The organism is Streptomyces sp. NBC_01241 (genome assembly GCF_041435435.1).
Lineage (GTDB): Bacteria > Actinomycetota > Actinomycetes > Streptomycetales > Streptomycetaceae > Streptomyces.
In genome coordinates this window covers 2,397,053-2,423,830 of record NZ_CP108494.1, presented here as the reverse complement: position 1 = coordinate 2,423,830, position 26,778 = coordinate 2,397,053, and the positions used below count along the sequence as shown (strand labels likewise).

Sequence of the window (26,778 nt, the reverse complement as noted above, 5' to 3'; positions counted from 1 at the left end):
GGCAGAGCTGAGAGCATAGATGCGGATTCAACGACATGGAGATGAGAATGCCGGAGAGCGGCGCGAGCCGGGCCCAGCAGGAACGTACACACATACCGACCACCGGGACGGCGAACGGGACCGGGACCGAGGAGCCCGCGGCCACCGGCACACCTTTCGCAGAACCCGCCGCCACCGAAGCGGCCCGGCGCACCGGACTCCTCGTCACCCTGGTCCTCGGCGGCCTCACCGCACTGCCGCCGCTCTCCATGGACATGTACCTCCCGGCACTCCCCGCGGTCACCGAGTCCCTGCACGCCCCCGCCGCGACCGTCCAGCTCACCCTCACCGCCTGCCTCACCGGCATGGCGCTCGGCCAGGTCGTCGTCGGACCGATGAGCGACCGGTGGGGGAGGCGCAGGCCGCTGCTCCTCGGCATGATCATCTACGTCGTCGCCACCGCGATCTGCGTCTTCGCCCCCACCACGGAACTCCTCATCGGCTTCCGCCTCCTGCAGGGCCTGGCCGGTGCGGCGGGGATCGTCATCGCCCGCGCCGTGGTGCGCGACATGTACGACGGCGTGGAGATGGCCAGGTTCTTCTCCACACTGATGCTGATCTCGGGCGTCGCACCGGTCGTCGCGCCGCTGATCGGCGGACAGGTGCTGCGGTTCACCGACTGGCGGGGGATCTTCGCCGTCCTCACCGTCGTCGGCGCGCTGCTCACCCTGGTCGTCTGGAAGTGGCTGCACGAGACCCTGCCACCGCAGGACCGGCACACCGGCGGCATCGGCGACGCGCTGCGCACCATGCGCGGGCTGCTCGCCGACCGGATCTTCGCCGGCTACATGATCGCGGGCAGCCTCGCCTTCGCCGCCCTCTTCGCGTACGTGAGCGCCTCGCCGTTCGTCGTGCAGGAGATCTACGGGGCCTCGCCGCAGACCTTCAGCCTGCTCTTCGGCGTCAACTCGGTCGGCCTGATCATCGTGGGCCAGATCAACGGCAAGGTGCTGGTCGGCCGGATCAGCCTGGACAAGGCGCTCGCCTTCGGCCTCTCGGTCATCGTGCTGGCCGCGGCCGCACTGCTGCTGATGACGACCGGGGTCTTCGGGGACGTGGGCCTGGTCCCGGTCGCGGCCGGGCTCTTCGTGCTGATGTCCGCGATGGGGCTCGCGATGCCGAACACGAACGCGCAGGCCCTGATGCGTACGAAGCACGCCGCCGGGTCCGCGTCCGCGCTGCTCGGCACGTCGTCGTTCCTCATCGGCGCCGTCGCCTCGCCGCTCGTCGGGATCGCGGGCGAGGGGACGGCCGTGCCGATGGCCGTCGTCCAACTGGTGTGCGCGGTGGGCGCGATGGCCTGCTTCCTGGGGCTGTGCAGGCCCTGGCGGCGGGTGGCGGCGTAGCGGGGGAGCCCGAGGGGCGGCACATGGGCCGTGCGAAAGGCCACAGCGGGCCTCGTGCACGGCACCCCGCGAGCCCGGCATGATCCGGACGGAGGACCTCAGCGCGCGCTCGGGTAGCCGATCAGATGCGGGCGGTCCTTCTCGTCCGTCCAGCGGAACAGGCCGACACCGTCCGACGTCACCGCGCCCGGAATCCGCTGGTTCGACGGCAGGGCGCCCGTCGTGCCGCTCCTGACCGCGACCGCGACGGGGGTGCCGCCGCCGGCCAGCGCGTCCGCCGCGTTGCGCGCGTTCGCCGCGCCGTACGCGATGCCCTCGTCGTTCACCGACGCCAGCGTCAGCGGCTTCGTGCCGTCCGCCCCCTCGAAGCAGAAGCCCCGCTTCGTCAGCAGGTCGAAGGCGAGTGGCCCGGCCACCAGGAAGTTGCCCGAGGGCGCGGCGACGAGCTGCGGGTACTGGCCGGGCTTTATCGCGGGCTTGCTGCACTCCACCGAGGCGAGCGGCTTGCCCGTCTCCAGATCGTGCACCGTCCACAGGTCATGGGTGGCGGCGCGCTTCGCGCCCTTGGCGAGATGCCACTTCGCCAGGATCAGCCCCGGGAGCACCGACGTCGGGATCCCGCTGAGCCGGTCGGTGCCCTTGGGCGCGACATCGCGGCTGAACCAGCCGCCCTGCACCCAGAACTCCTTGGACCCGCTGACCAGCAGGCCCTTCTGCGTCAGCCCGCGGACCTCGGTGAGCTGCTTGCAGGTCGTGCAGCCCTTCGGGTACTTGAGTCCGGGGGCGGTGACCTGCGACACCCGGCCGGTCGACGGGTCGATGACGGCGCTGTTCGTCCGGCCGTCACTGATGAGGACGCCGGGGCCGGTGGCGGAGACCGTGGGCACGGCGTTCCACGGCACCTCGACGCGCCGCCGGGAGCCGTCCCGCACGTCGTAGAAGTCCAGCGAGACGATCGTGTCGGCGGGGGTCAGCGCGTTCTCGCCGACCTTCCCGTACGACCACGTCACGTAGTACTCGTGGTCGTCCGCGGTGACCAGGAGGAGCCTCGGGAAGTGCTGCGCGGACGGGGGCCGCCAGCTCTCCCCGTGCCAGCCGGCCTCCCCGGTCTCCGAGTCGATGGTCTGCAGCTGATACCTGGTGTCCGAGACTCGCACGAGGTAGGCGAGAGTGCCCGTCGTCCGGGACAGCGCGTAGTCGGGCGAGGTACCGATGAGCTCCCAGCCGCGCTTCGTCTCGAACACGGAGGGGACGGTGAGCCGGGTCACCGGGACCGTGGCCTTCTCCGCCCGCTTCTTCGGCTCGCCGGAGCTCTTCTCACCGCCCGCGCAGGTGGCCAGCAGAAGAAGCATGGCCAGCACGAGAACTCCGCCGACCAGAACCAGGCGCACGATCTTCTGTCTCATGACTTCCCTCGATGGGCGATCCCGACCTCGCGGCGGTCAGCGTAGCAACTGGCGCAAGGGCCCCGGCAGTTCACCTGTTCTGCGGTTCGCGGCCGGTGCCGGGCCGGAAGCGGGCGGGCAGCCTCCGCCTACAATTTGCCGGTGAACGCCACCCTCCCCACCGCGGAAGCCCTGCGCACGGCGCTGGCCGCACTGCTCGACGGACTGCCGCCCAGGCAGGCCGTCCAGGCCGTCGACCGGCTCATCGCCAACTACCGGGGGACCACTCCCACGGACGCCCCGGTGCTCCGCGACCGATCCGACGTCGCCGCCTACGCCGCGTACCGGATGCCCGCGACCTTCGAAGCGGTACGGTCCGCCCTCGCCGCACTCCAGGACGCCGCCCCCGACTGGGCGCCCGCCACGCACACCGACATCGGCGGCGGCACCGGAGCGGCGAGCTGGGCCGTGGCCGGTGCCTGGGAGGGGCCGCGGACCACCGTCCTGGACTGGGCCGAGCCCGCCCTCGCACTGGGCCGCGAACTGGCCGGGATCTCCGGCATCCCCGCCCTGCGCGCCGCCGAGTGGCGCCGGGCCCGGATCGGCGCGGGCCTCGAACTCGCGCCCACGGACCTGATCACCGTCTCCTACGTACTCAAGGAACTGACGGCGGACGTCCGTGCCGCGCTCGTCGACACCGCGGCGGCCGCCGCACAGGCGGTCGTGGTCGTCGAGCCCGGCACCCCCGACGGCTACGCCCGGATCATCGAGGCCCGCGACCGGCTGATCGCCGCCGGGCTGAAGGTCGCCGCGCCCTGCCCGCACAGCGACGCCTGCCCCATCGAGCCGGGCACGGACTGGTGCCACTTCTCGGCCCGGGTCAGCCGCTCTTCGCTGCACCGGCAGGTCAAGGGCGGCTCGTTGCCGTACGAGGACGAGAAGTTCAGCTACGTCGTGGCGACCCGCTTCGAGACGGAGCCCGTCCCGGCGCGCGTCACCCGCAAGCCGCAGATCCGCAAGGGGCAGGTGCTGCTCGACCTGTGCACCCGTGACGAGGCCCTGCGGCGCGCCACGGTCACCAAGCGGCACGGCGAGTTGTACCGGGCCGCCCGGGACGTCGCGTGGGGCGACGCGTGGCCGCCCGGCGAGGACAACTGAGGGCGGCCCGCTCACTCACCCCCGCAGCTCCTGGGTGCAGCACTTCACACTGCCGCCGCCCTTCAGCAGCTCGCCCAGATCCATCGGCACCGGCTCGAAGCCGCGCGCCCGCAACGGATCGAACAGCCCCGTGGCGGCCTGCGGCAGCAGTACGTGGAGCCCGTCGCTCACCGCGTTCAGACCGAGCGCGGCGGCGTCCGCCTCCTCGGCGATCAGCGCGTCGGGGAAGAGCCGCGCCAGCACCGACCGGCTCCCCGGCGAGAACGCCCCCGGGTAGTACATGATCTCGTCGCCCGCCTCGTCGAGCACGGACAGGGCCGTGTCCAGGTGGTAGTAGCGCGGGTCGATCAGATCGAGCCCGATCACCGGGCGCCCGAAGAACTCCTGCGCCTCGTCGTGCGAGAGCGGGCTGGACCGGAAGCCCCGCCCGGCCAGGAGGTACGACGCGGTGACCGCGAAGTCGCCCTCGCCCTCGTTGACGTGGTCCGGCTCATGGAACTCGGTGAAGCCGTTGGCCCGGAACCACTCGCGATGGGCCCCGGCCTCCGCGTACCGCTCCCGGTACGCGAACCGGGCACCCAGCACCCGGCCGTCGACCACCGTGGCGCCGTTGGCGGCGAAGACCATGTCGGGCAGCTCGGGCCGGGGCGTGAGCAGCTCCACGGTGTGCCCGAGGGCACGGTAGCGGTCCCGCAGGTCCTCCCACTGGGTCTGGGCCAGGGGGAGATCCACGGGCTTGCTGGGGTCCATCCAGGGATTGATGGAGTACGTCACCCTGAAGTGGACGGGAGGACACATCAGGTATCGGCGGGGTGTGGCTCGACGGCAAGAGGTGCGGCGCGACGCGCCTCCGTGAGGGGTGGCGGACGGGAGACGGGTGGGCAATGAAGGCTCCTCACGCATGGCGGGCAGGGGTGGCCTGCCGAGGGGACTTCGCACGGGTGTGTGCGTGAGCCCATCGTCCGCTCTCCGGGGCCGGTTGCGCAGTGATCCGATCGGGTGGTTCCGCACGGCGAGGAGGCGCACCCGTCATTTCATGACAAGAAGTGGCATAGTGCCCAGCTCACGGCGCTGTCTCGCCCACCCCGCTTCGGGACTCCGGCCACCCGAGGCGCAGGATGGTGGGACCATGGGCAGGGGCAACGTAGAGGTAAGGGGATAGATGGGCGCCGATTTCGGCCGTTATCGCGGCTCAGAGAGCAGATTTTCCCAATGGCTTCGCCGCCGACCCAAACCGCAGCAGAGCGAGGTCGACGGCACCGCCCGGGAGGCGCTGCTCCTGGCTGTCGCCGAAGCCGGAATGCCGATCGCGCCCGCCGCCCACCCGGTCGGCTACCGATGTTCGTGCGAACGCATCGGCTGTCCCACCCCCGCCCGGCACCCCATCTCCTTCGCCTGGCAGACGCAGTCCACCACCGACCGCGCCCAGATCGAGCGCTGGGCCGGCAGCCAGCCGCAGGCCAACTTCATCACCGCGACCGGCATGATCCACGACGTTCTCGACGTGCCGCTGTCCGCGGGCGGCCAGGCACTGGAGCGGCTCCTCGCCGCGGGCATCGACGTCGGCCCCGTCGCCCGGTCCGGCGACGACCGGATGCTTTTCTTCACCGCCACCCGCGGTACCCCCGAGGACGAGGACGAGTGGTGGCCGTGCGAGCTGGACTGCCACCCCGAGACCATGGACGAGCATCCGGGACTGCGGTGGCACTGCCGCGGCAGCTACGTGCTCCTGCCGCCGGCCAGGCTTCCCGGTGAGCTGGACGTGCGGTGGGTGCGGGGGCCGGAGAACCCGCTGCCCGATCCGCTGACACTGCTGGAGACACTCACCGACGCGTGCGCGCAGTACGCGGACGCGGCGGACCGGAGCGATCTCGACCACGGTTCGGTGGCGTGGCCGCCGAGCCGTTGAGCCGGTACGGGTGACGGGTGACGGGTGACGGGGCAGCTCGGTGAGTCCGGCCGCCCCGGTCACGAGCCCTTGGCCGCCGTCAGGCCCGGCAGCCGGTTCAGCATGACCACCTTGCCGTCCTTCGCGCCCTTCTTCGGGACGTACACCAACTGGCTGGAGACCCGCTCCTTGGTGAGGGTGGACTTCATCTCACCGGTCATCAGCGCCTCCACATCCGGGTTGAGCGGCGGGCGCAGCCCCTCTGCCGCCGTCTGCCGTTCGAAGTGCTTGCTGCTGAAGAAGACCAGCGCCCCGCCGTCCTTCGTCGCCAGGCCGAGCGGCGCGAACGTACCGCTGTCCAGCGGCTGGTCGATGTACTGGTACGAGAAGCCCGCCCGCCGGGTCGTGCGGCGCGCCTCCCGCCAGCCCGACGTGGCGCTGCTGGGAGCGAAGACGTCCGGCGCGCCCTTCTGCAGGTAGTCCGTGTACTGAGTGCTCAAGTCCTCCGGTGCCACGGCCAGTTCCGCGCTGTCCGCGACGACCGGATCGGCGCTGCCGTCGCCGTCCTTCGCGAGGGCGGGCAGCCTGGACGGTGCGACGACCGACAGATAGGCCGTCTTCCACCCCGCGCCGGGCCCGGACTTGACGAAGACGAGCAGCCAGCGGGTGTCCAGCTTCCCGCCGTCCTCGTCGCGGTTGGAGTCGGTGTCCGCGAGGAACCAGCGCGGCCAGCCGGCCTTCTTCGGGATGACGTATCGGGCGTCGGTCAGCTCCAGCGGCTGGTGATTCGCGTTGCCGTCCGGATTGTTCTTCTGCCGTGCCTTCAGCCCGGCCTGGTTGATCGCGCCGAGCGAGCCGGTGACCCGGTCCGCGTCCAGAGCCGGGTCGTACGCCTTGTCCGCCGCGTTGTACGCGGCGGTGAAGTCCTTCAGGGCCTGAGCGGCCTCAGACCTGGTTGCCGCCGGCACCACTTCCAGCTCGCCGTGCACCGTCACGCACCCGCTCGCCGTCACGGCCAGCACCGTCGCCGTCGCGAGCCCCGTCGCCAGCCGAATCGGCCTCAGACTTCTCATCCGCTGCTTTCCGCGCCTTCTGATCCGTCGTCTTCCCCCCTGACCGTCCGAACCCTACCGGGGCGAGGAACAGTGCGAGAGTGGGGATCAGGTACAGCGCCCACACCGTGATCTGGAGAACGGTCGGGTCGGGCTGGAAGTTGAACGTGCCCTTCAGCAGCGTGCCGTACCAGCTGTCCGGCGGAATCGTGGCACTGATGTCGAACGCCTGGTTGTGGATGCCGCCCAGGAACTCGGCCTCCTGCAGGTCGTGGACGCCGTACGCGAGCACACCCGCGGCGACGATCACCAGCATCCCGCCGGTCCAGGTGAAGAACTTCGACAGGTTGATCTTCAGCGCACCCCGGTAGAACAGCCAGCCCAGGACGACGGCGGCACCGATCCCGAGGAACGCACCGATCATCGGGTGCCAGCCGTCGTCCGCCGCGTGCACCGCGCGCCACACGAACAGCGAGGTTTCCAGGCCCTCCCGGCCCACCGCGAGGAGTGCCGTGGCGACCAGCGCGCCGGTCCCCATCGCGAGTGCCGCGTCGAGCTTCCCGTGCAGCTCCGTCTTCAGGTGCCGCGCGGTGCGCCGCATCCAGAACACCATCCAGGTGACCAGGCCGACCGAGACGATCGACAGCGAACCGCCGAGCGCCTCCTGGGCCTTGAACGTCATCTCCTGCGAGCCGAATTCGAGGCCGGCGCCGAACGCCAGGCTGACGACGATCGCGATACCGACACCGATCCAGATCGGCACCAGCTTGTTCTTGTTGCCGGTCTTCACCAGATAGGCGATGAGGATGCAGACGACCAGGCTGGCCTCAAGGCCCTCGCGCAGGCCGATCAGGAAGTTGCTGAACATGTTCCGGTTCTCCTTTTCTGCTTCGGCCCGTTACGAGAACAGCGCCCGGCCCCACCAGTCGTCCTTGTCGCGGACGCCCGGCGGGACGGCGAAGTGCGCCGAACCCACGTGCTGGATGTATTGGTTGAGCGCGTCGTGCGCCGCGAGACTCCGCTGCAACGGGATGAAGGCCCTGCGGGAGTCGCGCTGGTAGGCGAGGAAGAACAGCCCGGCGTCGAGCCGGCCGAGGCCGTCCGTGCCGTCGGTGAACGAGTAACCGCGGCGCAGGATCGTCGCGCCGCCGTTGCTGTCCGGGTGGGCGAGCCGCACATGCGCGGTCGGCAGCATCGCCTTCAGGAACGGCTCGTCGTGCTCCTTGGGCTTGCCGACCGCAGCTCCCTCGCCCTTGTCGCGGCCGAAGACGTCCTCCTGCTCCTGGAGCGATGTGCGGTCCCAGGTCTCGATGTGCATCCGGATGCGCCGGGCCACCAGGTACGAACCCCCGGTCATCCAGCCCGCATCCTCCTTCTCGCCCACCCACACGTGCTTGTCCAGGGCGGCGGTGTCGGTGCCGGAGATGTTCCGGGTGCCGTCCTTGAAGCCGAACATGTTGCGCGGGGTCTGGGCGTCGGGCGTCGTCGAGGACGTCTTGCCGAAGCCCAGCTGGGACCAGCGGATCGCGGTGCGGCCCATGCCGATCCTGGCCAGGTTGCGGATGGCGTGCACCGCGACCTGCGGGTCGTCCGCGCAGGCCTGGATGCAGAGGTCGCCGCCGCTGCGGGCCGCGTCGAGATTGTCACCGGGGAACTTCGGCAGATCGACGAGCGCCTCGGGACGCTTGTCCTCCAGGCCGAAGCGGCCCTTGGCGAAGAGCGAGGGGCCGAAGCCGATGGTGAGCGTGAGCCGGGACGGCTTGAGCCCCAGCGCCTCGCCCGTGTCGTCCGGCGGGGCCGCGGCGAGACCGCCGTACGCGCCGTCGCCGACCGCGTGACCGGCCGTCATCCGCTCGGCCGCCCGGGTCCACTCCTTGAGCAGCGAGACCAGTTCGGCGCGGTCCTTCGTCGTCACGTCGAACGCGGCGAAGTGCAGCCTGTCCTGTACGGCGGTGGCGATACCGGCCTGGTGCGCACCGTGGAACGGCACGGCCGCCCCGCTGTCCGCGGCCGGCACCGGGTCGCTCCCCGGACGTACCGCGGCGACCGCGCCTCCGGCCGCGACGGCGCCGAGCGCCAGCCCGGCGCCACCCCAGCCGAGCAGCGCCCGACGGGACGGGGCGGGGCCGCCGGAGGCCGCCGCGGGTTCGGTGGAGTCCTGCTTCTGATCGGACATGACCGGTCTCTCCCCGCCCGTTACTTCGTCACCGCGGCGGCGAGCCGGGACAGCGGCTCGGCCAGCGCGTTGACGGCGTCCGACAGCTCCTTGCGGTCGGCCTTGCCGACCTTCTCGTACGAGGTGAACTCGTAGGAGTTCTTGTCCTTGCGGTACTTGTCCAGCAGCGTGTTCAGCGCCGCGAACTGCTTGTCCAGGGACGCCGTCAGCGCCGGGTCGTTCTTCGAGGCGACCGGCTTCAGCAGCTCGTAGGACTTCTGCGCGCCCTCGACGTTGCCCTTGAAGTCGATCAGGTCGGTGTGGCTGTAGCGCTCCTCCTCGCCGGTGACCTTGCCGGTCGCGACCTCGTCGAGGAGCTCCTTGGCACCGTTGGCCATCGACGTCGGGGTGATGTCCGCCGTGCCGACCCGCTTCTGCCAGTCGAGCAGGTCCTTGTAGAGGACCGGCGCGAGGGCCTTCTCCTCGGCGCCGAGCTTCTTGTCGTGCCACAGCGCCTTTTCGAGACGGTGCCAGCCGGTCCACTTCTGGCCTGCCTCCAGGCCGTCCTCGCGGAGGTCGACCTTCGGGTCGATGTCACCGAACGACTCGGCGACCGGCTCCGTGCGCTCCCAGCCGAGCCGGGAATCCGCGTAGATCTTCTTGGCGGCCTCGATGTCCCCGGCCGCCACGGCGTCCGTGAACTTCTTGGCCTTCGGCAGCGTCTCGTCGGCCTGGGCCTGGACGTAGGTGCGGTACTCGGCGACGGCCTTGTCCATCTCGGGGCTGCGCTCGGCCGCGTTGCCACCGGTGACCTCGATCTTCTGCCGGATGCCGTTGCCCTTCATGCCCGGCTTGCAGGCGATCTCGTACGAACCGGCCTTGATCTCGGCCGTGATGGTGGCCTTGGTGCCGGGCCCGATGTTCTCGCGCTCGGCGACGATGCGGTCGTCCGGGAACAGGACGTAGACCTCGGTGATCTTCGAGCCCTTGTTCTGCACGGTCATTTCGACGTGACCGGCGGGCAGCTTCTTCTTCGAGACCTCGCAGGAGTCGTCCTTCGCGACGACCTGCAGAGCCCCTTCGCCCTTGCCGTCGCTCTTCTGTGCACAGCCCGTGACGGCGGTCAGGGCTGCCACCGTGGCGGCAGCGGTGACGACGGAGAAACGAACGGCTCGCATACGGGCTCCACAGAAGATGAAGGAGAAGCAGGAGAACGGGACAAAGACGGTCGGACAAAGGCAGGTGAGGCAGACCTAACTTAACCGAGGCTTACCTGACTGGTACCCACCTGTGCAGTGATTCACCTCTCACCCCGGCGGTACGGGAACGGGTCGATCACGACTGCCTCATGAAGGCATCACGGAAAGGTCAAGCGGAAGTCAAGTCCCTCGTGTCGGTACGACGAGGGGCGCCCCGGTCCGCGGATGCGGGAACACCTCGACCGGCTGCCGGTAGACCTCGCCGAGCAGCTCGCCCGTGAACACCTCGGCGGGCGGGCCGGCCATCGCGATCCGCCCGTCGCGCAGCACGGCCGCCCGGTCCGCGTACGCCGCGGCCAGCCCCAGATCGTGCAGCACGACGACGACCGCGTCCCCGGCGGCGGCCCGTTCCCGGCAGATCCGCAGCACCAGTTCCTGGTGGCGCAGATCGAGCGCGGCGGTCGGTTCGTCGAGCAGCAGCAGCGGGGCGCGCTGCGCCAGCACCCTGGCCAGCGCGACCCGGGCCCGTTCGCCGCCGGACAGCGCGGAGAACGGGCGCCCGGCGAACTCGGTGACCTCGGTGGCCGCCATCGCCGCGGCGACCGCCCGATCGTCCTCGTCCGCCTGCTCCGTCCCGGCCCACGGCGCCCGCCCCATCCGTACGACGTCCGCCACCGGGAACGGGAACGACAGCGCGGCGGACTGCGGCAGCACCGCCCGGCGCAGGGCCAGTTCGGCGGCCGACCAGTCGGCGACCGGGCGCCCGTCGATCCGTACCTCACCGCTCTCGGCGGGCAGATCGGCGGCCAGCGCGGCCAGCAGCGTCGACTTCCCGGCCCCGTTGGGCCCGACGAGCGCCAGCACCTCGCCCGCGTGCGCGGTCAGTTCGATGGAGTCGAGCACCGGCCGCTGCCCCAGCCGCACCCGCAGCCCGCGCGCCTCGGCGACGGGGGAGCCGGGGGAGACGGGGACGGGCAGCCGCCGGCTCCGTACCCGGAACGGGTTCTTCAAGGCACTCATGCCCAACCACCTTGCCTGCGACGGGTCCTGCGCAGCAGCCAGAAGAAGAATGGGCTGCCGAAGAGCGCGGTCAGCACACCGAGCGGCAGCTCGGCGGGATCGGCGACGGTACGGGCCGCGAGATCGCCCACCACCAGCACCAGGGCGCCGCCGAGCGCGCTGGCGGGGACGAGGAAGCGATGCCCGGGACCGTTCGCCATCCGCAGCAGATGCGGAACGAGCAGCCCCACGAACGAGATGATCCCGGCGACCGCCACCGCGGCCGCGGTCAGCAGCGCCACCACGAGGACGAGCACGATCCGCAGCCGCTCGACATCGACCCCCAGATGCCGGGCGGGCCGCTCGCCGAGCGCGAGGAGGTCCAGCTTCCGGGCGTAGAACGGCGCGACGAGCAGCCCGAACGCCGCGCACGGCAGCACGGCGAGCACCTTCGGCCAGGTCGCCTGCGTCAACGAGCCCAGCTGCCAGAACGTGATCTGCGAGATCTGCGCGTTGTCGGCGAAGAAGACGAACAGCCCGATCAGCGCGCCCGCGAAGGCGTTGACCGCGATCCCGGTGAGGATCAGCGTCACGATCTCGGTCCGCCCGTTCGACCGCGACAGCGCGTACACCAGCAGCACGGTCGCGAGCCCGGCGGCGAACGCGCAGACGGTGATGGTCCAGTTGCCGAAGAAATTCAGCCCGAGCGCGATCGAGGCGACCGCGCCGACCGCCGCACCGGAGGAGATGCCGATCACGCCCGGCTCGGCGAGCGGGTTGCCGAACACGCCCTGCATCAGGGCGCCCGCACAGCCCAGCGACGCCCCGACGAGCAGGGCGAGGACGACCCTCGGCAGCCGTACGTTCCACAGCACGCTCTCACCGACCCGGTCCAGCGCCGCTCCGCCGAGCCCGAGCCGGTGCTGGACGGAGCCGAGGACATCGCCGAGCGGGATGCTGTACGCGCCGAGCCCGGCGGAGAACAGGCAGCACACCACGAGAGCGGTGAGCAGCCCCGCGGTCAGGGCGAAGGCGGTGGAGCGGCGGGGCCCGGGCGCCCGCGGTTCCGGGGCCGTCGTGGTGGCCGGCCGGGTGTGTTGCTCGTACGAGGTGGTCACTTGGCCGCCTCGTCCTTCGGGTGGAGCTGCGCGATCAGTTCGCTCAGCACCCGGTCCGTGCGCGGTCCGTAGTTCAGCAGCACGCCGTCGTCGATGGAGACGATCCGCCGGTCCATCCCGGCCGGGGTCTCGGCGACACCCGGGATCTTCACCAGGCCGTCGACGCCGCCCACCGATTCGAGCCCCTTGCTCATCACCAGGATGGCGTCGGGGGCGGCCTTGGCGAGGGCCTCGCTGGTGATGGCGGTGAAGTCCTTCTTCAGCCCGGACACCTTGCCCGCGTCGACGGCTCCGGCCGCTTCGATGAGCGAACTCGCGCCGGAGTCGCGGCCGCCGAGCAGATAGACGGAGGCCGAGCCGCGCAGATAGAGGAAGGCGACCCGGGGCTTCTCGCGCCCCGGCGGAGTTCCGTCCGCCGGGGCGGGCGCGGACTTCTGTACCGCTTCGATCCGGGACCGGGTGCGCGCGTTCAGTTCCGCGCCCGAGTCCGGCACGCCCAGGGCCGCCGCCACGGTGTCGATCCGGGGGCCGACATCGGCGAGTTCCCTGGCCGGCTCGACCACGACCAGCGCAATGCCCGCGTCGCGGATCTGGTCGATGGCCTCCCCGGGGCCGGTCGTGGTGTCGGCGAGGACGACGGTCGGCTTCAGCGACAGCACGCTCTCCGCCGAAACGTCATGAGCGCGGGTCACCACCGGGAGTTCTGCCGCCTGTTCGAAGGTCGCGGTGATGTCGCGGGCCACGACCTGCCGGCCGAGGCCGAGCGTAAAGACGATCTCGCTCAGGCTGCCGGTCAGCGGAACGATCCGCTCCGCCGAGGTGACGGTGACCTCGGCGCCGTCCGCCGACTTCACCGTGACCGGCAGGTGCGGCTCCGGGGCAGTGGTCAGCGGCTCGACGCGGTCGGCCGGAACGTTCTTGCGATGGGCGGCGGGGGTCCCCGTATGCGTACCCCGGCCGCAGCCCGTCAGGAGGAGGGTCAGGGCGACGACGGCCGTCAGGGTGCCCAGCTGTCCACGGGTCCTGACCGGCCCGCGCCCCGGCCGCCGGAAGTCCTGACCCGGCGGGGCGAAGTCCTGTGAGAAGCGCACGGGAGCACCGTCCTGTCTTTCTGCGGTGAGCAGTTGGCAATGGATTGCGAGCAATGCGGTGGAAGGGGGTACCCACCACGGAATGCGCATGACTTAGGTTAGCCTTACCTGACTCGCTACACCTCGGAGGGGTCCCCATGCTGCCGTCCAGACCTGCCCGCACGCCCGGACAGGCCCTGACTGTCGCGCTTCTCGCGGCACTGCTGGGAGCTCTGCTCCCGGCCACCACCGCGCATGCGGCGAGCCGCACGGTGCAGGGCGGCCGACTGGACTGGGGCATCAAGTCCTCCTTCCAGAGCTACGTCACCGGCCCCATCGCCAACGGCAGTTGGAGCCTGACCGGCGGCGCCGCCACGGTCGGTGGCAGCCAGTTCCGCTTCCACTCCGCCACCGGTTCCTACGACCCGGCGACCGGCGCTTTCCGCTCGGGCTTCGCGGGCGGGGTCCGCTTCATCGGCCACCGGAAGTCCGACGGCAGCCATGAACTGGACCTGACCGTCAGCAGCCCCACCGTCCGCATCACGGGCGGCAACGGCACCGTGTACGCCGACATGGTCAGCAAGGACCGGGGGAGCGGCCGTGTCACCTCGGCCGCGCAGGTGCCGCTCGCGACGCTCGGGCTGTCCGGGATCGATATGAGGGGCGGTGCGACCCCCATCGTCCTCAGCAACGTCCCGGCGACCCTGACCGCGCAGGGCGCGAAGGCGTTCGCCGGCTACTACACGGCCGGCACGCCGCTCGACCCGATCAGTCTCTCCGCGGACACCACCGCACCGGCCGGGAAGCCCGCCGCGACCAGGTCCCCCGAGAAGCCGGCGGAGCCGAAGAAGACCGAGAAGACCGAGAAGACCGAGAAGGCCGTGGGCCGTTTCGAGGACGCCGCCGTCGACTGGGGCGTGCGCCGGACCTTCCGCGAGTACGTCACGGGCGCCGTCGGCAAGGGGAAGTGGACCCTTGCCGACGGCGCCCAGGACGGCGGGGCGCTCTTCCGCTTTCCGCGCGGCGAGGGCACGTACGACCCGAAGCGGCAGACCCTGGACGCCGGCTTCGCGGGCAGCGTCCGCTTCACGGGCGCCGACGGGCTCGATCTGCGGCTCTCCGCGGTCGCGGTCCGGGTGGAGGCGGGCAGGGGCACGCTCTCGGCCGACGTGCTGAGCGGCGGCGACCGGCGCAAGGCCGTCCCGCTCGTCACCTTCACCGCGAAGGACTTCGCACCGAAGGGCGGCCTCGCCGTCCTCACCGAAGCTCCCGCGACCCTCACCGCCGACGGCGCCGAGGCGTTCGGCTCGCTCTACCGTGCGGGCACCGCGATGGACCCCGTCTCGCTGGCCGTCGCCGTCGACGCCAAGGCCCAACTGCCCGCCCTGCCCGACCTGGGCAGCGCCCCGGACCCGTCCGAAGCGCTCACGGAGAAGACCGCCACCACCGCGGCGTCGGAGTCCGGCTCCGGTTCCGGTTCCCGCGCCGGGCTGTATCCCGGCATCGGTGGCGCGGGCGTGCTCGCCGCCGCGGCGGGCGCGCTGTACGTCGCCCGTCGCCGCAGCGCCCGGCAGAGCACCAACTAGACCCCCGTCCCCCCTCGATTCACTTCCTGTCACTTTCTGTCACTTCATGAGGAGACCACCGACCATGGCAGCCCCCCGCCGCCCCATAGCTCTCGCCGCCGCCGTCGCCACGGCAGCCGCCCTCGGCGCCACCGCGTTCGCCCTTCCGGCGCTCGCCGCCGACAGCACCGCCCCCGCGGGCGCGGCAGCCGCCGCACCGACATTGGCACTGCAGGACGGCATGCTGGAGTGGGGCGTCAAGGAGTCCTTCCGCACGTACCTCGCCTCCTCGTTCTCCGGCGGGAAGATCACCGTCAAGAACGGCGCCACCCAGGCACCCGACAACGGTGTGTTCGCCTTCGCCAACGGCAAGGGCTCCTACGACACGGCCACGCACGGCACCGACACCGCCTTCGAGGGCGGCGTCAGCTTCTACGCCCACGGCGGCGTTCTCGACATCACGCTCTCGGACGTGAAGCTCGCCACGACCGGTACCGGCGGCGCGATCACCGTCGATGTCACGACGCCGGAAGGCACCCGCGACGACGTGGTGTTCGCGGCCCTCGACCTGTCGGCGGTGAAGCCGGGCCGGGGCACGGACGGTGCGATGGTCTTCAAGGACATCCCGGCGACGCTGACGAAGGCGGGCTCCGAGGCGTTCAACGGCCAGTACAAGGAGGGCGACCCGCTCGACCCGGCCACGCTCTCGGTGAACGTGGCTACGGCCCCGACCGAGGAGCCGACCCAGAAGCCGACCACCGAACCGACCGGGAAGCCCACGACGGAGCCCACCGGGAAGCCGGCCACCGAGCCCACGGAACGTCCCACCTCGACCGCGTCCCCCTCCCCGTCCGTCCCGTCCTCCTCCGCCCCGGCCACCGGCAAGCCGGCCGCCGCGGACGAGGGCGCGATCGTCGACGGCACCCTGGACTGGGGCGTCAAGAAGTCCTTCCGTACGTACGTCACCGGCCCGATCGCCCACGGCAAGGCCGAGACGACCGCCGGCGCCACCGTGTCCGGCGACGGCTACCGATTCCCCGATGCCACCGGCCACTTCGACGCGGGGAAGCAGACCCTCGACGCGGACTTCGACGGCAAGGTCCGCTTCCTGGGCCACGAGGAGAACGGCGCGTACACCCTCGACCTCTCCCTGACCCACGTGGAGATCCAGGTGAACGGGACAAGGGGAAGACTGATCGCGGACGTCTCCACCAAGGACCGCGAGACCAAGAAGGTCACCACCTACACCGGTCTGGCCGTCGCCGACCTGAAGCTGCCGAAGGGTGAACTCGCGGCCAGGAACGGCGTGGTGACCCTCTCCTCCGTGCCGGCGACCCTCACCGCCGACGGAACCAAGGCCTTCGGCGGCATGTACCCGGCGGGCGAGCCGCTCGACGCACTGACCGTCGCGGTCGCCCTCGACAAGGACGCCGAACTCTCGGGCGGCACAGGCGGCACGGGCAGCACGGGCAGCACGGGCAGCACGGGCAGCACGGGCAGCACGGGCGGCACGGGCAGCACCGGCTCCAACCGCTCCACGAGCCTCGCGGGCGGCGGCAGCGTGGGCGGTGGGTCGGTCGGCGGCTCGGTCGGCGGCTCGGGCTCCCTCGCCGCCACCGGCTCCGGCATCCCGGCCGGCGCCCTGTTCGCCGCCTCGGGTGTCGTCGTGGCGGCCGGCGCCGGAGTGGTGATCGCCGCCCGCCGTCGCCGTACCGTCTGATCCGCCCGCACCACCGGGCAACACCGCCCGGGTGACGGCCCGGTCGCAGGGCCGTCACCCGGGCGGTGCTTGAACGCCCAGGTGAACGACAGCGACTTGAGCTGGGCCGCGCCCTCAACATCAGGCCGGGACGAGGCTCCCGGATCCTCACCGCACCCGCACCGGACGGCACGGTGGACATCGGGGGCCGCGTCCTGCCGGCTGTTCGATCGAACGCGTCCGGCGTCTGAGGACAAGACGGCGCGGCCGGCGGGGGTGGCCGGTGCACTCCGGTCACCCCCGCCGGCCGCGCCGCCGGGGCCCTATGCGCTGAGCGGGAACACCTCGCCCAACTCCCGGAACACCGCCGTGTTCAGCGCGAACGCGCGCTTGCACTCGTCGACGATGCGCTGCTTCTCCAGGTCGTCCGCGTTCACCGCGTCCAGCAGTTCGCGGTAATCTCGCTTGAACGAGGCGGGGTTGGAGATCTCCTCGAAGACATAGAACCGGACCCCGTCACCCTTGCGCGCGAAGCCCCAGGTCTTCTCCGCCTTGTCGCGGATGATCTGGCCGCCCGAGAGGTCGCCCAGATAGCGCGTGTAGTGGTGCGCGACGTAACCGGCGGGCCAGGTACGGGCGCACTCGGCGACCCGGGCGGCGTACGCGGCCGTGGCGGGCAGCGGCTCCAGGCCCTCCTGCCAGTCCGCACCCCGCAGATGGGCCAGATCACGCTCCAGTTCGGCGGTGCGCATCAGCTCGGACTGTATGAACGGACCGGCGACCGGGTCGCTCCGCAGCGCCTGCGCCCCCTCTTCCAGTGCCCGGTACACGAACCACAGCTGTTCGGTGTAGCGCGCGTACGCGTCCACACCCAGGCGCCCGCCCAGCAGATCGCTCATGAAGGTCGAGGTCTCCGCCTCGGTGTGCTGTTCGTGCGACGCGGTGCGGATGAGTGTCGAGAAGGGGGTGGCGGCGGCGTTTGCGTCCAAGGCGGGCCTCCGGGGACCGAGGGGACGGGAATGTCCGGGAAGAGACGGAAAAAAGGCGGCAGCGACCGCGTACGGCGGCTGCTGTCGACAACTCCGATCTTCCTACTTAGGCTTACCTAAGTCAATAACTTCCCGACGGTCTGTCGGTAAAACGATACGCTTGATTCCGCCGCCGCGCGGGAGCACGCGAAAGCGGCCACCCGGAGATGGCCGCTTTCGAAGGAATCGGAAGGAAACTCAGGGAAACCCAGGGAAACCCAAGGATCCGTGTCGTCGGTGGTTACGGGAGCGTCAGGATCTCGGCGCCCGTCTCCGTCACCACCAGCGTGTGCTCGAACTGGGCGGTGCGCCTGCGGTCCTTCGTCACCACGGTCCAGCCGTCGTCCCACATGTCGTACTCATGGGTGCCCAGCGTCAGCATCGGCTCGATGGTGAACGTCATGCCGGGCTGCATCACGGTGGTCGCGTGCGGGCTGTCGTAGTGCGGAATGATCAGTCCGGAGTGGAACGAGGAACTGATCCCGTGCCCGGTGAAGTCCCGCACCACCCCGTACCCGAAGCGCTTCGCGTACGACTCGATGACCCGCCCGATCACATTGACCTGCCGCCCGGGCCGGACCGCCTTGATGGCCCGGTTCAGCGATTCCTCGGTGCGCTCCACGAGCAGCCGGGACTCCTCGTCCACGTCGCCGCAGAGGTACGTGGCGTTGTTGTCGCCGTGCACACCGTTGATGTACGCCGTGACGTCGAGGTTCACGATGTCGCCGTCGCGCAGCACCGTGGAGTCCGGGATGCCGTGGCAGATCACCTCGTTGAGCGAGGAGCAGAGCGACTTGGGGAATCCGCGGTAGCCGAGCGTCGACGGGTAGGCGCCGTGATCACACATGAACTCATGGGCGACCCGGTCGAGTTCGTCCGTCGTGACACCTGGGGCGATGTGCTTGGCGGCCTCCGCCATCGCCTGTGCGGCGATTCGCCCCGCGATGCGCATGCGCTCGACGGTGCCGGCGTCCTGGATCTCCGGACCGGTGTACGGGGTGGGGGCCGGCTTGCCCACGTATTCGGGGCGCCGGATGTTTCCGGGCACGGAACGGATGGGAGTGATCTCCCCGGGTACGAGCAGCGACTGGCCAGACATGTCAGCGAGTCTAACCAGCGTGCGTGGGGCAGCATGGCCCCGAGGGAAGGAGCCGGAAATGGCCCTGTTCAAGAAGCGCACGGTCGGCAAACCGGGCGAGTGGTACTACTGCCTGCAGCACCAGAAGGTCGAGGAGGGCCCCGAGTGCCCGGCCAAGGACCGCTTCGGACCGTATGCCTCCCCCGAGGAGGCGCGGCACGCGATGGAGACGGCGCAGGAGCGGAATCTCGAATGGGAGACGGACCCCAAGTGGCACGACCGGGACACACCGCCCGACCCGGAGGCGTGACGATCCAGCCCGTCCGGCGACCGAGGTCCGGGGGTCCGGGGGTGAAGCCCCCGCTCCTCAGGCCGCTGAGGGGCTGGATGCTCTGGCCAGCCGCCTGCGTACCGCGTCCTCGTCGGTCTCGGAGTCGTACGTCAGCAGCTTCGGCAGCGCCGCGGTGAGCAGTGCCACCGAGGCCACGCACGCCACACCGCCGCTCCAGACCGCGGAGCGGGTCCCCGTCCAGCCCGCCATCGCGCCGGCCCGCACCTGACCCAGTTGCGGGCCGACGCTGTACGAGAGCACCTCGATGCCCGCGAGCCGGCCCCGCAGCTCCTCCGGGATGGTCTGGTTCCAGATCGTGGAGCGGCCGAGACCGCTGAGCATGTCGCCCGCGCCCGCCACCGCCAGGCAGACCAGCACCAGCCACACGTCGCCGAACCACCCGGCAGCCGCGATCGCCAGCCCCCAGGCCGCCGCTCCGAACACCACGAACAGCCCGTGCCGTCGTACCCGTGATGTCCAGCCGCTGGTCAGGCCCAGGACCAGCGAGCCGACCGACCCCGCCGCATACATCAGCCCCAGCGACCACGGTGCATCCAGCTCGTCCGCGAGGAACGGGAAGATCGTGTTCGGGAAGGCGAAGAACATCGCCGCCAGGTCGACCGCGTACGTTCCCAGCAGCACCGGCCGGCTCCAGGCGTACCTCGCCCCCTCGGCGATGCCGCGCAGCGAAGGCTTCGGGCTGTCCAGGGCGGGTGGCGCGGGTGTCAGCCGCAGACACAGCACTACGGACACGGTGAACGTGACCACCGTGACCGTGTACGCCGTGGCGTGCCCGGCGTAGGCCACCACGAGTCCCGCCACCGCCGGGCCGGTGATCGCGCCGAACTGCCAGCGCAGCGAGTTCAGCGCGGCGGCGGCGGTCAGCTGGTCGTGCGGCACGATCCGTGCCATCAGGGAGTCCAGCGCGGGCCGCTGGAGCCCGGCGAGCGCGGAGACCCCGCCCGCCACCAGGTAGAGCGGCCAGAGCATCGGGTCGGGCAGTGCGGCGTTCACCAGGAGGACGAGGGCCAGCAGCCCCAGCCCCGCCTCGGTGCCCAGGATCACCTTGCGGCGGTCCGCGGAGTCCGCGAGGGCCCCGCCGTACAGACCGAAGACCACCAGCGGCACCAGCTCGACCGCGCCCATCGCACCGACGGCCAGCGGCGAACCCGTCAGCTCCTTGATCTGGAGCGGCAGCGCGATCAGTGCCATGAAGCTGCCGAAGTACGTCACCAGACCCTGGACCCAGAGCAGCCGGAAGTCGGCCGACGAACGCAGGGGGGAGAGATCGGGCAGCAGGGCGGAGAACCGGCCCGCCGCCGGGGAGGGAGCTGAGGTCACGAGGGGTCATGGTCCGGCGCCGTAGGTGGTCCGTGCAACAGATTTTCCCGGCGGCGGGGAGCCCCCAAGGAGCCGGTGGCCGGGGAGTGCGGCGGCTCCGGTCGTTGGCACCGGACGCTCACCAGCGGGCCGGTGGCGGGGCCGTCAGCTGGTCGGCGAGCCGGGACAGCCGGTCCCGGAAGCGGCGGTTCCCGCGCGGGGCCGGGGCGCTGTTCTCGCCGGCCGCCGCGCTCACCAGATGCTGCACGGTGTCCAGGTCGACGTCGTCGGTGCCGGTCACCGCGAGCGTCTCGTGGGCGAGCCCCCGCACTTCCGGATCGCCGCCGTCCAGCGAGAGGACCGTCGCCCCGGCCCGGCGGGCGTCGTGGACCCGCTCCAGCAGCCCGGCGCCGGGCCGCTCCGGGGCCACCAGCAGCAGCGTCTCGCCCCGCCCGGCCGCCTCGATCCGACCCAGGCCGACGGCCAGATGCACCGGGTCGCCCGGCTCGACCCGGTGGCGTACCAGGGTGGGCGTCAGCTCCGGCAGCCCGGACCAGGTGGACTCGTCGACGAGATGGGCCGCCAGATGCCACGGCTCGTACGTCGCCGTGCCCACCAGCAGCAGCCCGCCGCCGTGCGGGACGACGGACGACCTGAGTGCCCCGGCGAACCGCCGGGCCGCGGCGGGCCACTCGGTCCCGGCGAGCACTTCACGCAGCAGGGCGACGCGTACGGCATCCATGGCCCGGCATCATGCCGCAGGAGCACCGTCCGGTACCGGAGAACGGCTCCGAACCAGCCGAACAGGGCCGTCACGGAGCGACGGATCCCTGAGTGGGAGTGGACCTGCTCCCCGTTCGTGGCGAGCAGTAATGTCGCAGCCATGACTACGAATGACAAGGGCAGCGCAGGCAAGCCCCCCGCCAAGGACCCCTGGGACCTCCCCGACGTCTCCGGGCTGACCGTCGGCGTACTCGGCGGTACCGGGCCGCAGGGCCGCGGGCTCGCCTACCGGTTCGCCCGCGCCGGGCAGAAGGTGATCATCGGATCCCGTGCCGCCGACCGCGCGCAGACCGCCGCCGACGAGCTGGGCCACGGCATCGAGGGCGCCGACAACGCGGAGTGCGCACGGCGCAGCGACGTCGTGATCGTCGCCGTGCCGTGGGACGGCCACGCCAAGACCCTTCAGTCGCTGCGCGACGAACTCACGGGCAAGCTCGTCATCGACTGCGTCAACCCGCTCGGCTTCGACAAGAAGGGCGCCTACGCCCTGAAGCCCGAGGAGGGCAGCGCCGCCGAGCAGGCCGCCGCCCTGCTGCCGGAGTCCCGGGTCACCGCGGCCTTCCACCACCTCTCGGCGGTGCTGTTGCAGGACGAGGCCATCGAGGAGATCGACACCGATGTGCTGGTGCTCGGCGAGGCCCGCGCCGACACCGACCTCGTGCAGGCACTGGCGGGCCGGATTCCCGGCATGCGTGGCGTCTTCGCCGGGCGGCTGCGCAACGCCCACCAGGTCGAGTCACTGGTCGCCAACCTGATCTCCGTCAACCGCCGCTACAAGGCGCACGCCGGTCTGCGCACCACCGACGTCTGAGGGGCCCTCCGGCGCCCGAGGGCGTTCCCGGCGCACCCTGCGGCGAGCGGAAAGGGGCATGAGGGACACTGGACGGGACCACGCATCACCCCGGACAGGAGTCGCTCCTCATGCCCCGCCTCGCTCTCTACGCCATCGCCGTCTGCGTCCTGGCCGTCGTCGCGGCCGTGATCTCGTTCGTCCAGGGCAGCCTGCTCGGGATCGTCTGGGTGCTGCTGGCCGGGCTCTCGTCCAACATGGCGTGGTTCTACCTGCGCCGGCAGCGCGCACAGACCGCCGGCTGAGCGGTGGATCAGAGGCCGGCCGCGCACTCTGGGTCGGCCGACCGCCAGAAGCGGTAGGTGTCGAAACCGCAGTACGTCGTGAAGTCGCTGACGCCCAGTGCCCGCAACAGGGAATGGATCGCGTGGAAGAACACGTGGTTGACCTCGGGGATCCACAGGATGCCGAAGACCGCGATCAGCCCGAACGGGGCGAACGGCTCGACCTGCCGTCGGATCCGGTACGAGAGCCAGGGCTCGATCACGCCGTAGCCGTCCAGCCCCGGCACCGGGACGAAGTTGAGGATCGCCGCGGTGACCTGGAGCAGTGCCAGGAATCCCAGCGCGTACTGGAAGACGACCGGGACGCCGTCCAGCGCGTGCAGCCAGAACGGCGCCGTGCAGACGAAGGCGAACAGCACATTCATCAGCGGGCCCGCAGCCGAGATCAGACTGTGCTTCCAGCGCCCGCTGATCCGGCCCCGCTCGATGAAGACCGCACCGCCGGGCAGACCGATACCGCCCATGATCACGAACAGCACCGGCAGCACGATGCTCAGCAGTGCATGCGTATAAGCGAACGGATTGAGCGTCAAATAGCCCTTGGCGGTGACGGTGATGTCGCCGCTGTGTAGCGCGGCGCGGGCGTGGGCGTACTCGTGGAGACAGAGCGACACCACCCAGGCCGCCGTCACGAAGAGGAAGACCGCGGCCCCGGGCTGCTGTGCGAAATCCGTCCACACCGCCCAGCCCGACACCGCCATCACGGCGAGGATCCCGAGGAAGACCGGGCTGATCCGCCGGTCGCTGCGGGCGCTTGCGGTGGTCATCGGCGAACTCCTGGTGGCTGGCCGGAAGGGGGACGGGGCGGTGCGCGGCGAGAGCGACCGTACAGGCGACACGTCGTGAACGTCTCGCATCGGGGCGGTGGTTCCGTAAAGGGTGGGGCCATGACGAACGACCCCGGCACACGGTGCGCACCGCGCACATACCGCACGCGGGTGCGGACGTACGTATGTCCACCGTCCGATTCACCGACCGATCCCCGTCACGGAGAATAGGCGCGTGCGCTACTGCATCCTCGGCACCACCCAGGTACTCCGCGACGACGGCACGGCCGTCGCGCTCGGCGGGGCGCGGCTGCGCGCCCTGCTCACCGTCCTCGCCCTGCGCCCCGGCCGCACCGTCCCGGCCACCGTGCTCGTCGACGAGGTGTGGGACGGCGACCCGCCGGCCGACGCGGTGGGCGCCCTGCAGGCACTCGTCGGACGGCTGCGGCGGGCCCTCGGCCATGCGGCGGTCGCCTCGGCGGAGAGCGGCTACAAGCTCGCCGCCGAGCCGGACGCGGTCGACCTGTACCGCTTCGAGCGGCTCGCGGGGGAGGCGGCGCGGGCGCTGGAGGAGGGCGACGCGGCGAAGGCCGTGACCGCCTTCGACGGCGCGCTCGCCCTGTGGCGCGGACCGGCCCTGGCCGACCTGCCCGACCGCGGCGCCCTCGCGGCCCGCTGGGCGACCCGGCGCCTGGACGCCCGCCGCGGCAGGCTGGCCGCGGACCTCGCGCTCGGCCGCGCCGACGAGGCCCTGCCCGAACTGGCCGCCCTCTGCGCCGAGCACCCGATCGACGAACCGCTCCAGGTGCTGCGGCTGCGGGCGCTGCGCGACGCCGGGCGTACGGCACAGGCGCTGGCCGCGTACGACGAGGTGCGCACCGTCCTCGCCGACCGGCTCGGCACCGACCCCGGACCCGAACTGCGCGCCCTGCACGCCGAATTGCTCAGCCAGGAGTCGACGGGACCGGCGCGTACCGCGGGTGGCGTGGCCCCGGTGGGGGTGGCCACTGAGGCCCCGGAGACCGGGCCTGCCACCCCCGCCACCGCGACAAACCCCGCCACGGCTGCCCACCCGCACCGGCCCCCCACCGCCCCGCCACAGGGAAACCTCCGGGCCCGGCTCACCAGCTTCGTCGGGCGCGAGGGGGACATCGACACCCTGCGCGAGGACCTCGCGCACGCCCGGCTGGTCACCCTCCTGGGCCCCGGCGGCGCGGGCAAGACCCGGCTCTCCCAGGAGGCCGCCGAATCCGTCGCGCCCGCCTGGCCGGACGGCGTCTGGCTGGCCGAACTCGCCCCCGTCGACGACCCCGAGGCCGTACCGGAGGCCGTGCTGACCGCCGTCGGCGCCCGCGAGACCGTGCTGCGCGGAGCGGGCGCCGAGGAACTCCGGGTCGTCGAAGGGAACGCGGGCGACCCCCTCGTACGCCTCACCGAGCACTGCTCCCGGCGCCGCATGCTGCTCCTCCTGGACAACTGCGAGCACCTCGTCGGGGCCGCCGCCGCCCTCGCGGACCATCTGCTCGCCCACTGTCCGGAACTCACCGTGCTCGCGACCAGCCGTGAACCCCTCGGCGTGCCGGGCGAGTTCGTCCGCCCCGTCGACCCGCTGCCCGACCCGATGGCGCTCCGGCTGCTCGCCGACCGCGGCGCCGCCGCGCGGCCCGGCTTCCGGATCGACGCCGACGAGGAGACCGCGGCCGCCGCCACCGAGATCTGCCGCCGCCTCGACGGACTGCCGCTCGCCATCGAACTCGCCGCCGCCCGGCTGCGGATGCTCACCCCGCGCCAGATCGCCGACCGGCTCGACGACCGGTTCCGCCTCTTGACCAGCGGGGCCCGTACCGTACTGCCCCGACAGCAGACCCTGCGCGCCGTCGTCGACTGGTCCTGGGACCTTCTCGACGATGCCGAACGCGCCGTCCTGCGCCGCCTGTCGGTCTTCGCGGGCGGCTGCACCCTGGCCGCTGCCGAGGCCGTCTGCGCCGACGCGCCACAGGACGTGCTTGAGGTCGCCGGGCTGCTCGGCTCGCTCGTCGACAAGTCCCTCGTCGTCGCCGCGCCCGCCGATGACGGCGAGATGCGCTACCGGCTTCTGGAGACCGTCGGTGAATACGCCGCCGAACGGCTCGACGGGGCCGGGGAGCGCGATGCCGCGGAGCGCCGCCACCTGGTGTACTTCCGGGAGCTGGCCCGTACCACGGACCCCGAACTCCGCGGCGCCGGACAGCGGTCCGCCATCGACCTCCTCCAGCGCGAGTACGAGAACTTCCGCACCGCCCTGCGCCGCGCCGTCGCCGCCCGCGACGAGCAGGAGGCGCTCTGCATGGTGCTGTCGCTCTGCTGGTACTGGCAGATGCGTGATCTGCGCACCGATGCCCTGCAGTGGGCCGACGCGACCGCCGCGCTGGGCCCCGACCCCTTCGCACCGCCCGCCGAGCCCGCGCCGTCCCTCCATGAACGCTGCACCGACGCGCCGCCGCCGATGTCGCCCGAACTGCTCCAGGAGGCGCGGCGCCAGGTGGCCCTGGTCCAACTGGTCAGCATGGACCACTCCAGGAACGTGTGGGCCGACAAGAAGGGCATGGCCCGGCTGCGCGTCATCGCGGACACCTACCGGGCGGGCCAGCCGCAGACCTGCCGCACCCCCGCGTCGCTCTGGTTCTTCGCCGTCATGCTCACCGGGGAGGCAGGTGATCTGCGGGAACTGCTGGACGAAACGGTCCGCGCCAGCCGCGAGTACGGCTACGAGTGGGAGCTGGCCGGAGCCCTCCAGATGCGGGCGAACGTCCTGGCCAACCGGGTCGAGTGGGCGGGCGACGCCCGGGCGGACGCGGACGAGAGCCTGGAGATCTTCAGCCGGCTCGGCGACGACTGGGGCGTCGCCGAAGCACTCTCCTCCCGGGGTGAGGCCAACGAGAAACGGGGCGACTACGCCCGCGCGGCCGACGACTACCGGTCGGCCATCGGCTACGCGCAGCGGCTCGGCGCCCAGTCCCAGGTGTCGGTCCTGCGTGCCAGATACGCGTCCGCCCTCACCGAAATGGGCCGTGGCGACGAGGGCGAGAAGATCCTCCGCGAGGTGATTGCCCAGGAGCACGGGACGGGGCACGAGGCGAGGCCCGCGGCCAGGCTCCAGCTCGCGCTGTGGCTGGGCCGCAGCGGCCGTACCAGTGAGGCGCGCGATCAACTGGCCGTGCTGCGCGAGGAGTTCCGCTCCGAGACCATGGCGGTCTTCGAGGGGTTCGTGACGGGCGGGCTGGCCTGGCTCGACAACGAGGACGGACTGTACACCGAGGCCCTGTCCCGGGGTCTGGAAGCGCTGGCGCGGTCCCACGAGCCGCTGTCGCAGATGGTGGCACCCCAGATGTCCGTCATCCATCTCGTCACCCTCGCACGGGCGTTGGCCGGAATCGGCGGCGAGCGACGGGCCATGGTCGCGGCCCGGCTGCTGGGGGCCCGCCGGGCACTGCTGCCCCGGGGGCATGTGCCGACATCGATGGAGCGGCACGACTACGCGAAGGCGGAGGAACAGGCCGTCGCCGTCCTCGGCCGGGCCGCGTACGACGCCGCGTACGCCGAGGGCGGCGGCCTCACTATGGAGGAGGCCACCGCCCTCGTCGACGCGTACCGGGAGTGAACCGCGGCCCGGACCGCCGGCCGG

23 protein-coding genes are annotated in these 26,778 nt (G+C 71.5%); 9 read left to right on the top strand and 14 right to left on the bottom strand.

From position 1 onward, the window contains the following. The first annotated feature begins 47 nt into the window (after positions 1-47). A complete protein-coding gene (locus OG306_RS10505; protein WP_266745836.1) occupies positions 48-1,385 on the top strand; it encodes a multidrug effflux MFS transporter in 1,338 nt (445 codons plus the stop codon). A gap of 98 nt (positions 1,386-1,483) precedes the next feature. On the opposite strand, the gene OG306_RS10500 is transcribed toward OG306_RS10505, so the two are convergent. Beyond that, positions 1,484-2,791 (bottom strand): hypothetical protein, encoded by a 1,308-nt coding sequence (locus tag OG306_RS10500; RefSeq protein ID WP_266745835.1) that lies wholly within the window; start codon positions 2,789-2,791, stop codon positions 1,484-1,486. A gap of 141 nt (positions 2,792-2,932) precedes the next feature. Here OG306_RS10500 and OG306_RS10495 point away from each other — a divergent pair, with 141 nt between their 5' ends. Next, complete coding sequence (locus OG306_RS10495; protein WP_266906859.1) at positions 2,933-3,928, top strand: small ribosomal subunit Rsm22 family protein; 996 nt, start codon at positions 2,933-2,935, stop codon at positions 3,926-3,928. A 15-nt stretch (positions 3,929-3,943) separates the two neighbouring features. Here the strand turns inward: OG306_RS10495 and ddaH are convergent, their stop codons facing one another. Beyond that, the gene (gene ddaH, locus OG306_RS10490) at positions 3,944-4,831 is read right to left on the bottom strand and encodes a dimethylargininase (RefSeq protein ID WP_353962460.1); all 888 of its coding nucleotides are present in this window, start codon (positions 4,829-4,831) and stop codon (positions 3,944-3,946) included. Positions 4,832-5,090: 259 nt separating this feature from the next. Here ddaH and OG306_RS10485 point away from each other — a divergent pair, with 259 nt between their 5' ends. Then, positions 5,091-5,837: a bifunctional DNA primase/polymerase gene (locus OG306_RS10485; RefSeq protein ID WP_266745832.1), complete on the top strand. Its 747-nt coding sequence runs from the start codon at positions 5,091-5,093 to the stop codon at positions 5,835-5,837. 59 nt (positions 5,838-5,896) lie between these two features. On the opposite strand, the gene OG306_RS10480 is transcribed toward OG306_RS10485, so the two are convergent. From OG306_RS10480 to OG306_RS10450, 7 genes are all read right to left on the bottom strand, one after another. Next, entirely contained in the window at positions 5,897-6,880 is a 984-nt protein-coding gene (locus tag OG306_RS10480) for a hypothetical protein (protein WP_266752149.1), read from the bottom strand. Further along, positions 6,762-7,736, bottom strand: a complete 975-nt coding sequence (efeU, locus tag OG306_RS10475; RefSeq protein WP_266745831.1) for an iron uptake transporter permease EfeU — start codon at positions 7,734-7,736, stop codon at positions 6,762-6,764. Before efeU ends, OG306_RS10480 begins: the two co-directional genes overlap by 119 nt. A 30-nt stretch (positions 7,737-7,766) precedes the next feature. Continuing rightward, positions 7,767-9,044 (bottom strand): iron uptake transporter deferrochelatase/peroxidase subunit, encoded by a 1,278-nt coding sequence (gene efeB, locus OG306_RS10470; protein WP_266745830.1) that lies wholly within the window; start codon positions 9,042-9,044, stop codon positions 7,767-7,769. A 20-nt stretch (positions 9,045-9,064) separates the two neighbouring features. Beyond that, a complete protein-coding gene (efeO, locus tag OG306_RS10465) occupies positions 9,065-10,201 on the bottom strand; it encodes an iron uptake system protein EfeO (protein WP_266745829.1) in 1,137 nt (378 codons plus the stop codon). 201 nt (positions 10,202-10,402) lie between these two features. Continuing rightward, positions 10,403-11,242, bottom strand: a complete 840-nt coding sequence (locus OG306_RS10460) for a heme ABC transporter ATP-binding protein (protein ID WP_266745828.1) — start codon at positions 11,240-11,242, stop codon at positions 10,403-10,405. Further along, complete coding sequence (locus OG306_RS10455) at positions 11,239-12,339, bottom strand: FecCD family ABC transporter permease (RefSeq protein ID WP_266745827.1); 1,101 nt, start codon at positions 12,337-12,339, stop codon at positions 11,239-11,241. Before OG306_RS10455 ends, OG306_RS10460 begins: the two co-directional genes overlap by 4 nt. After that, on the bottom strand, positions 12,336-13,430 hold the full coding sequence (locus OG306_RS10450; protein WP_266745826.1) for a heme/hemin ABC transporter substrate-binding protein: 1,095 nt from the start codon (positions 13,428-13,430) through the stop codon (positions 12,336-12,338). The genes OG306_RS10455 and OG306_RS10450 overlap by 4 nt, the downstream gene beginning before the upstream one ends. A gap of 137 nt (positions 13,431-13,567) precedes the next feature. On the opposite strand from OG306_RS10450, the gene OG306_RS10445 reads away from it, so the two are divergent. Together OG306_RS10445 and OG306_RS10440 are read left to right on the top strand one after the other, a co-directional pair. Next, positions 13,568-14,995: an HtaA domain-containing protein gene (locus OG306_RS10445; protein ID WP_266745825.1), complete on the top strand. Its 1,428-nt coding sequence runs from the start codon at positions 13,568-13,570 to the stop codon at positions 14,993-14,995. 64 nt (positions 14,996-15,059) lie between these two features. Then, entirely contained in the window at positions 15,060-16,694 is a 1,635-nt protein-coding gene (locus OG306_RS10440) for an HtaA domain-containing protein (RefSeq protein WP_266745824.1), read from the top strand. Between the two features lie 302 nt (positions 16,695-16,996). On the opposite strand, the gene OG306_RS10435 is transcribed toward OG306_RS10440, so the two are convergent. Together OG306_RS10435 and map are read right to left on the bottom strand one after the other, a co-directional pair. Further along, a complete protein-coding gene (locus OG306_RS10435; protein WP_266745823.1) occupies positions 16,997-17,662 on the bottom strand; it encodes a heme oxygenase (biliverdin-producing) in 666 nt (221 codons plus the stop codon). A gap of 280 nt (positions 17,663-17,942) precedes the next feature. Beyond that, positions 17,943-18,800: a type I methionyl aminopeptidase gene (map, locus tag OG306_RS10430; RefSeq protein ID WP_266745822.1), complete on the bottom strand. Its 858-nt coding sequence runs from the start codon at positions 18,798-18,800 to the stop codon at positions 17,943-17,945. A gap of 58 nt (positions 18,801-18,858) precedes the next feature. Here map and OG306_RS10425 point away from each other — a divergent pair, with 58 nt between their 5' ends. Then, positions 18,859-19,089: a hypothetical protein gene (locus OG306_RS10425; protein ID WP_266745821.1), complete on the top strand. Its 231-nt coding sequence runs from the start codon at positions 18,859-18,861 to the stop codon at positions 19,087-19,089. 57 nt (positions 19,090-19,146) lie between these two features. Here the strand turns inward: OG306_RS10425 and OG306_RS10420 are convergent, their stop codons facing one another. Together OG306_RS10420 and OG306_RS10415 are read right to left on the bottom strand one after the other, a co-directional pair. Beyond that, positions 19,147-20,451, bottom strand: a complete 1,305-nt coding sequence (locus tag OG306_RS10420; protein ID WP_266745820.1) for an MFS transporter — start codon at positions 20,449-20,451, stop codon at positions 19,147-19,149. Positions 20,452-20,569: 118 nt separating this feature from the next. Next, entirely contained in the window at positions 20,570-21,172 is a 603-nt protein-coding gene (locus tag OG306_RS10415) for a hypothetical protein (RefSeq protein ID WP_266745819.1), read from the bottom strand. A 141-nt stretch (positions 21,173-21,313) separates the two neighbouring features. Between OG306_RS10415 and npdG the strand changes: the two genes are divergently transcribed. After that, entirely contained in the window at positions 21,314-22,024 is a 711-nt protein-coding gene (gene npdG / locus OG306_RS10410) for an NADPH-dependent F420 reductase (protein ID WP_266745818.1), read from the top strand. A 110-nt stretch (positions 22,025-22,134) separates the two neighbouring features. Next, positions 22,135-22,308, top strand: coding sequence for a hypothetical protein (locus tag OG306_RS10405; protein WP_266745817.1), 174 nt, complete (start codon positions 22,135-22,137; stop codon positions 22,306-22,308). Between the two features lie 8 nt (positions 22,309-22,316). Here the strand turns inward: OG306_RS10405 and OG306_RS10400 are convergent, their stop codons facing one another. After that, positions 22,317-23,114: a site-2 protease family protein gene (locus OG306_RS10400; protein ID WP_371665242.1), complete on the bottom strand. Its 798-nt coding sequence runs from the start codon at positions 23,112-23,114 to the stop codon at positions 22,317-22,319. A 235-nt stretch (positions 23,115-23,349) separates the two neighbouring features. Between OG306_RS10400 and OG306_RS10395 the strand changes: the two genes are divergently transcribed. Further along, on the top strand, positions 23,350-26,754 hold the full coding sequence (locus OG306_RS10395) for an AfsR/SARP family transcriptional regulator (protein WP_266745815.1): 3,405 nt from the start codon (positions 23,350-23,352) through the stop codon (positions 26,752-26,754). Positions 26,755-26,778 lie beyond the last annotated feature (24 nt).